Annotated in this window: 5 protein-coding genes and 1 tRNA gene; 3 read left to right on the top strand and 3 right to left on the bottom strand. The window is 39.7% G+C overall.

Annotation, left to right across the window (positions count from 1 at the left end; genetic code table 11):
- Positions 1 to 59: 59 nt before the first annotated feature.
- Together NW213_RS13405 and NW213_RS13400 are read right to left on the bottom strand one after the other, a co-directional pair.
- Positions 60 to 131, bottom strand: a tRNA-Glu gene (locus NW213_RS13405).
- 236 nt (positions 132 to 367) lie between these two features.
- The gene (locus NW213_RS13400) at positions 368 to 1,741 is read right to left on the bottom strand and encodes a TrpB-like pyridoxal phosphate-dependent enzyme (protein WP_154042828.1); all 1,374 of its coding nucleotides are present in this window, start codon (positions 1,739 to 1,741) and stop codon (positions 368 to 370) included.
- A gap of 235 nt (positions 1,742 to 1,976) precedes the next feature.
- Between NW213_RS13400 and NW213_RS13395 the strand changes: the two genes are divergently transcribed.
- Both NW213_RS13395 and NW213_RS13390 read left to right on the top strand, forming a co-directional pair.
- Positions 1,977 to 3,803 (top strand): TrkH family potassium uptake protein, encoded by a 1,827-nt coding sequence (locus NW213_RS13395; protein WP_258323081.1) that lies wholly within the window; start codon positions 1,977 to 1,979, stop codon positions 3,801 to 3,803.
- Between the two features lie 23 nt (positions 3,804 to 3,826).
- A complete protein-coding gene (locus tag NW213_RS13390; RefSeq protein ID WP_204390381.1) occupies positions 3,827 to 4,516 on the top strand; it encodes a TrkA family potassium uptake protein in 690 nt (229 codons plus the stop codon).
- 80 nt (positions 4,517 to 4,596) lie between these two features.
- Here the strand turns inward: NW213_RS13390 and mltG are convergent, their stop codons facing one another.
- Complete coding sequence (gene mltG / locus NW213_RS13385; RefSeq protein WP_258323080.1) at positions 4,597 to 5,622, bottom strand: endolytic transglycosylase MltG; 1,026 nt, start codon at positions 5,620 to 5,622, stop codon at positions 4,597 to 4,599.
- Between the two features lie 135 nt (positions 5,623 to 5,757).
- Between mltG and NW213_RS13380 the strand changes: the two genes are divergently transcribed.
- Positions 5,758 to 7,293, top strand: coding sequence for an alpha-N-arabinofuranosidase (locus tag NW213_RS13380; RefSeq protein WP_204390379.1), 1,536 nt, complete (start codon positions 5,758 to 5,760; stop codon positions 7,291 to 7,293).
- The last annotated feature ends 58 nt before the right edge of the window (positions 7,294 to 7,351 follow it).

Genomic DNA, 7,351 nt, shown 5'->3' with positions numbered 1-7,351 from the left:
ACCGATAGACGAACGGGCCATCCTTATGCTCCGGAATATCCGGCAGCTTTGTTTTTTTGTAGCCCGTGGGGGAATCGAACCCCCCTTTCAAGAATGAAAATCTTGCGTCCTAACCGATAGACGAACGGGCCATCCTATGTTCCGGAATATCCGGTTTTCTTATTGCCTCGGTGATGATTTCCGATTGCGGGTGCAAAGGTACGAATATTTTTTAAATATGCAAACTTTTCGACGTAAAAACAGCTCAAAAAAGATAAAGTCTGATATTATTTCATTTATGGAAATTGAAGATAACATCAGACTTTATTAATTAACATACTTATTTTAAGGATGTTGTATTAATTATTATATGTATTGTGTGTATTCCTTATTTCTGTCCAAGATTTTTTACTTCTTCCAGATTTTTTTCTATTTCCTCTTCACTAAGCTCGTAGTTTGTAAGGTTGCCGGACAAGTATTGGTCGTATGCACTCATGTCAATAAGTCCATGTCCTGACAGATTGAACAGAATTACTTTCTCTTCGCCTGTTTCGATACATTTCTTGGCTTCATTGATTGTAGCTGCTATTGCATGGCATGATTCCGGAGCAGGAATTATACCTTCGGCTTTTGCAAACATGATACCGGCATCGAATGTGTCAAGTTGTTTCACATCTACAGCTTCCATTAATCCGTCTTTCAGAAGTTGTGACACGATGACACCTGCACCATGATATCTCAAACCTCCAGCATGAATATTGGCAGGTGCGAAATTATGCCCCAAAGTGTACATTGGCAGGAGAGGAGTGTATCCGGCTTCGTCTCCGAAATCGTATTCAAACTTACCTCTTGTCAGTTTAGGGCAGGATGCAGGTTCTGCTGCTATATATCTTGTCTTTTTGCCTTCCAGGATAGTGTGGCGCATAAATGGGAAACAGATACCGCCGAAATTTGAACCACCGCCAAAGCATCCGATAATTATGTCAGGATATTCTCCTGCCATTTCCATCTGTTTTTCGGCTTCCAGTCCGATGACGGTCTGATGCAGTGTAACGTGGCTTAATACCGATCCAAGAGTGTATTTACAGTTAGGAGTTGTTCTTGCTAGCTCTATAGCCTCTGAGATGGCTGTTCCCAGTGATCCCTGATGATTTGGATATTTTGTAAGAATATCTTTTCCTGCACGTGTTGACATAGATGGCGAAGGAGTGACCTGTGCACCGAAAGTCTGCATTATGCTTCGTCTGTAAGGTTTCTGTTCGTAGCTGATTTTTACCTGATAAACTGCAGCTTCAAGTCCGAACACGCGGGCCGCATATGACAGGGCAGCTCCCCATTGTCCTGCTCCGGTTTCGGTAGTGATGTTTGTCACACCTTCCTTCTTGCAGTAATATGCCTGTGCCAGTGCCGAATTAAGTTTATGAGAACCAATCGGACTTACACTTTCATTTTTGAAATATATGTGTGCCGGTGTTCCCAAAGCTTTTTCCAGACCATATGCTCTTACAAGTGGGGTGCTTCTGTAGTATTTATACATTTCTCTAACCTCTTCCGGAATTTCTATCCATGCGTCAGTCTGGTTCAGCTCCTGATGGCACAGTTCTTTTGCAAAGATAGGGTAAAGATCTTCTGCCTTCAACGGTTCTTTTGTAGCAGGATTGAGTGGCGGCATTGGCTTGTTCTTCATGTCCGCTTGAATATTATACCAGTGTGTAGGTATCTCGTTTTCCTTTAGGAAAAATCTTTTCTGTTTCTCGCTCATGGCTATTTATTTTAAAGTTCTGCTCAAAAATAGACAAAAAAGTTTATTTAGCAAAGAAATACTCGATTATTTGATACTAAATATTAAAAATAGATAGAATAATGTAAGGAAAAATCTATTTAATAATTGCGTTTTGTGCTAATTGAGTGGTAAACTCAACTTTTTGTATGCTATTGGCTGTTTCACCATTTTTTTTCCGTAAGTTTGCATGTCTCTTTTTAAAGTTAAAAAGAATATGGATAATTGGGAACGTTTAATATTATATAGAAAGAAGCTTGTATTGCCCCGCATTTATCAGGTGGTTGACTGGTTTTCATGGCTAGCATGTTTTGCTGCTGTTTTATTCATAGCTTCTATAGTATATCGTTACGGTTTCACGGTTACGGAAAATGTACATTCCGTACTTCATACTGTTTCAAATTCCGTTTGGATTGTTTTTTTGGTCAATACAGCATTAAGTCATCTGTTTTCAAACGATGAAGGCAATAAGTTCACAGTGTGGACTTGGTTGCTTGATATAGGTCTTTATCTTACACTGTTGCCTGTTGTCTTTCATCTGCCGGAACCTGGTAATGCGGCATATTGGATATGGATATTCTTCAATAGCAGTTATTACAAGGGAGCTGTTCTTCTGCTTATGTCCTTTACGTTGCTGTCCGGTTTTTTTGTCCGGCTTTTGGGACGAAAAACAAATCCTTCACTTATTCTGGCGTCAAGCTTTTTTATAATAATAATTGTCGGAGCCGGACTTCTGATGCTTCCAAGGGCTACATATAATGGCATATCGTGGATAGATGCGTTGTTTATATCCACCAGTGCAACGTGTGTAACCGGACTTGTATCTGTTGATGTTCCTTCCACATTTACCATGGAAGGTCAGATTATAATAATGCTGCTTATTCAAATAGGTGGTTTGGGAGTGATGACTATAACCAGCTTCTTCGCCATGTTCTTTATGGGGAATACGTCGCTTTACAACCAGTTGGCTGTAGGTGATATGATAAGTACCAATTCATTGAACTCATTATTATCTACATTATTATATATATTGGGATTTACTCTTGCCATTGAGGGAATAGGTATGTTTCTGATATGGATTGACATACACGGAACCCTTGGAATGACGTTTTATGAGGAGCTTTATTTTGCAGCTTTTCATTCCATATCAGCATTCTGTAACGCCGGTTTTTCTACACTTCCTGGTGGAATGGGTAATGACATGGTGATGCATAATCACAATTTTCTTTATATCGTATTGTCATTGCTTATTGTATTTGGCGGTATAGGTTTCCCTATATTGGTGAATATGAAAGACACGATATTCTATTATTTCCGATATTGTTTTTCCCGACTGTTTTTCCGTCGTCGCAGGTTCATCAAGAAAATTCATTTGTACAATCTGAATACCAAGATTGTTTTGTTTATGACAGGAGCACTTTTGTTGCTGGGAACAATTGTCATTCTTCTTTTTGAATGGAATCATGCTTTTGCCGGTATGGATACGGCAGACAAAGTGGTTCACGCCTTCTTCAATTCCGTATGTCCACGAACTGCGGGTTTTGCCAGTGTCGGACTTACCACACTTTCCACACAGACTCTTCTGCTTATGATTATTCTGATGATGATAGGTGGCGGAACACAGTCAACTGCCGGAGGTGTGAAGATAAATGTCTTTGCTGTGATTCTGATAAACCTTTTTGCCGTGCTTAGAGGGGTGGAGAGAACATATATTCTACATCGCGAGATTTCATCCGATTCGGTAAAACGTTCAAATGCGGCTTTGATTCTTTATCTTCTTATTGTTTTCTTTGCAATATTCCTGATGACTGTCATAGAACCGAATGCGTCTGTCATGGCATTAGTCTTTGAATGTGTATCTGCTTTGAGTACGGTAGGCTCCAGCCTTGATCTTACACCGACTTTGAGCAATGCCGGCAAACTTCTGATAATAGTCCTTATGTTTGTAGGACGTGTAGGAGCTTTTACATTGGTAAGCGGACTTATAAGACAGGAGAAAAAGAAAAACTACAAATATCCAAGCGACAATATTATAATAAACTGATAAAACAATAAAATACATTCGATATGAAATATCTTATTATAGGATTAGGCAATTATGGTGGAGTGTTGGCAGAAGAGCTTACGGCTCTAGGTCACGAAGTTGTCGGTGTTGACTCAGAGGAACTTCAGGCGGAACGTTATAAAGACAAGGTTGCCACAACGTATGTCCTCGATGTTACAGATGAGATGGCGCTGTCTGTTCTGCCTCTTAACAGTGTGGATATAGTCATTGTGGCCATAGGCGAGAACTTCGGAGCTTCCGTAAGGATTGTATCATTATTGAAGAAACATAACGTAAAGCATATATATGCACGTGCCGTAGATGAAGTGCATAAGGCTGTTCTTGACGCATTTTCATTGGATAGAATATTGACTCCGGAAAAAGATGCTGCAAGGCTTCTGGTACAGCTTATGGAGCTTAATGCCGAAGTTGAGCATTTCTCCGTTGATGAAAACAATTACGTATTTAAATTCTCAATACCTTCCAAACTCATAGGATATAAAATCAATGAGTTAAGCATAGAGGAAGAATTCAAGATACGTATTATATCCGTGATTATGGGAAAACATACTTCAAATATTCTTGGAATATCAAAGGTTGAGAAAGTTTCAGAAGTATCTTATCCTGAGGATTACGAGTTGAAACAGGATGACGGTCTGGTTTGTTATGGTCAGTATGCCGATTTTATCAAGTTCTGGAAATCTGTAAAATAAAGACAGTATAGCTTTATAAAAACATTAGGGATTAGTATTGATGAAATGTCAAGACTAATCCCTCTGTCTATATCAGATGTTTATTTTATGTTTCTTCTGTTCAATGCCTGCTGATACTTTCTTGCGTTTATGTTATGCTCGCTTAGGGTAGAGGCAAAATTGTGAGTTCCGGAGAAATCCTCTTTTGCACACATGTAAATGTAATTATGTTTTGAATAATTCAAAACACTGTTTATTCCCGCTACTGATGCAATTCTGATTGGTCCGGGAGGTAGTCCGGCATATTTGTAGGTATTATAGGGGCTGTCCGTTTCCAGATGTTTGAACAGTATTCTTCTAAGTCCGAAGTCCTGTAGGCTGAATTTTACTGTAGGGTCGGCCTGGAGAAGCATCCCTCTTTTGAGCCTGTTTATGTAGAGTCCTGCCACAAGAGGCTTTTCTGCGTTGTTGGCAGTTTCTTCATCTACTATTGATGCCAGGGTGCATACTTCGGTAGTGGTCATATTCAGCGCTTCTGCCTTTGCCATACGTTCTGTGCTCCAGAAATTCTTATTTTCCTTTACCATTCTTTTAATGAAGCTTTCAGCTGTCATATTCCAATATACCTCATACGTATTAGGTATAAAAAGTGCGGGAATAGTAGCTTTGTCATATCCAAGTGTGGCTATGTAGCTGCTGTCATTCAGCAGGGCAGATATGCTGGCTGAATCAGCCATAATCTGTCTGGCTACTCTTGATGCCAGTTTGTCCATAGTTCTTACACTCGGAATTATCAGTTTCACAGGAGTCTGTCTTCCGGATTCAATCTTTTTGAAGGCTTCAAGTACGGATGATTGCGGGCTTATCCTGTATGCTCCGGTATGTATGTCCTCTCCATAACCTTTGATTTTTGCCAGAAACTTCATCCCTGACATACTTTTGGGGTTAAGATTTCTTTCAATTTTGACAAAAACAGAGTCGGAAGAGTCGTCCTCATCTATATAAATAAACGTAGGATTATTAATGTTGAAAGGTTTGCTAAATAACAATAAGTATGTGCCGATTGCAGCAGACAGAATAATTGCTGAAATCACGGAAAAGGAGATAATTAATGCTTTCTTCTTCATATAAAAAACTGGTTAATGCTACAAAGATATGAAAATAAGTGTATTTTTGGCAATTATTTTTTTGCTAATATCATATTTATAGTATCTTTGCTCCATACTCAAACTATAATCTTATAATTTATTTTATTTACAAACATGAAAAATACACTATTGGCATTGGCTTTTATGGCAGGAATTCCTGCATTTGCACAGCAGAAAGCAAGTATCGAAATTTATCCTGAGAAAGGAAATCAGATTATCCCGAAAGAAATTTACGGGCAGTTTGCAGAACATCTTGGAACATGTATTTATGGTGGTCTGTGGGTAGGCGAGAATTCCTCAATACCTAACGTTGACGGTTACAGAACAGATGTTCTTGAAGCATTGAAGAAACTGAAGGTTCCTGTATTGAGATGGCCGGGAGGTTGTTTTGCCGACGAATATCACTGGATGGACGGAATCGGACCTAAGGAGAACCGTCCGCGTATGGTGAACAACAACTGGGGAGGTACAGTGGAAGACAACAGCTTCGGTACTCATGAATTCCTCAATCTATGTGAGATGCTTGGTTGCGAACCTTATATCAGCGGTAACGTAGGAAGCGGAACTGTAGAGGAGATGGCAAAATGGGTGGAATATATGACAGCCGAACAGGGTAGCCCTATGGCGAAACTGCGTAAGGAAAACGGACGTGAAAAGCCATGGAAGGTTAAATATTTCGGAGTAGGGAACGAAAGCTGGGGATGCGGTGGAAGCATGCGTCCTGAGTATTATTCAGACCTTTATCGCCGTTATTCAACATATTGCAGAAACTATAACGGAAATGTTCTGTTCAAGATTGCCAGCGGTGCAAGCGACTATGATTACGATTGGACTGAAACATTGATGAAGAATATCGGTCACAGAATGGACGGTGTTTCTTTGCATTATTACACCGTTACAGGATGGGAAGGTAGCAAAGGTTCGGCTACGGAATTCACTGACGATGATTACTACTGGACAATGGGTAAGTGTCTTGAAATTGAAGACGTATTGAAACGCCACATCGCCATAATGGATAAATACGATCCTAAGAAACAGATTGCCCTGATGGTTGACGAATGGGGTACATGGTGGGATCAGGAACCTGGCTCTATTCCTGGACATCTTTATCAGCAGAACACTATGCGTGACGCATTTGTAGCTTCTCTTTCACTTGATGTGTTCCATAAATATACAGACCGTGTGAAGATGACTAACATTGCTCAGATAGCAAACGTTCTTCAGTCAATGATTCTCACTAAAGAAGACAAGATGGTGCTTACTCCTACATATCATGTGTTCGAAATGTATAATGTTCATCAGGATGCCACATATCTTCCTTTGAACCTTGAATGTAATTACAAGGTAGTGAGAGACAACCGCGAAGTTCCGATGGTGAGCGCAACAGCTTCACGCAAGGATGGTGTGACACATATATCACTGTCGAACGTAAGCCTTGACGAGGAACAGGAAATAACCATTAAACTTGACGGCGAAACACTCAAGTCAGTGTCAGGAAGAATATTGACATCTGAAAATATAGATGACTACAATACCTTTGAAAAGCCAAACGTAGTTTGCCCGAAAGAATTCAAGGGAGCAAAGATTTCGAAGAATGTCTTGAATGTGAAACTTCCTGCCAAATCTATCGTAACTTTGGAGTTGAAATAATATTTGAATAATGCAAAAAAATAGAGCGGCGCTTTAAGAAAAGTACCGCTCTATTTTT

It is taken from the genome of Bacteroides sp. ET336, from assembly GCF_024733815.1.
Classification (GTDB): domain Bacteria; phylum Bacteroidota; class Bacteroidia; order Bacteroidales; family Bacteroidaceae; genus Phocaeicola; species Phocaeicola cellulolyticus.
This window is presented reverse-complemented; position numbering and strand designations above follow the sequence as displayed.

What these genes read in the sequence shown, in the direction of transcription:
- NW213_RS13395 (WP_258323081.1), top strand. Translation starts at nt 1,977, where the DNA reads ATGGATAATTGGGAACGTTTAATATTATATAGAAAGAAGCTTGTATTG.
- NW213_RS13380 (WP_204390379.1), top strand. Translation starts at nt 5,758, where the DNA reads ATGAAAAATACACTATTGGCATTGGCTTTTATGGCAGGAATTCCTGCA.
- NW213_RS13400 (WP_154042828.1), bottom strand. Translation starts at nt 1,741, where the DNA reads ATGAGCGAGAAACAGAAAAGATTTTTCCTAAAGGAAAACGAGATACCT.
- mltG (WP_258323080.1), bottom strand. Translation starts at nt 5,622, where the DNA reads ATGAAGAAGAAAGCATTAATTATCTCCTTTTCCGTGATTTCAGCAATT.
- NW213_RS13390 (WP_204390381.1), top strand. Translation starts at nt 3,827, where the DNA reads ATGAAATATCTTATTATAGGATTAGGCAATTATGGTGGAGTGTTGGCA.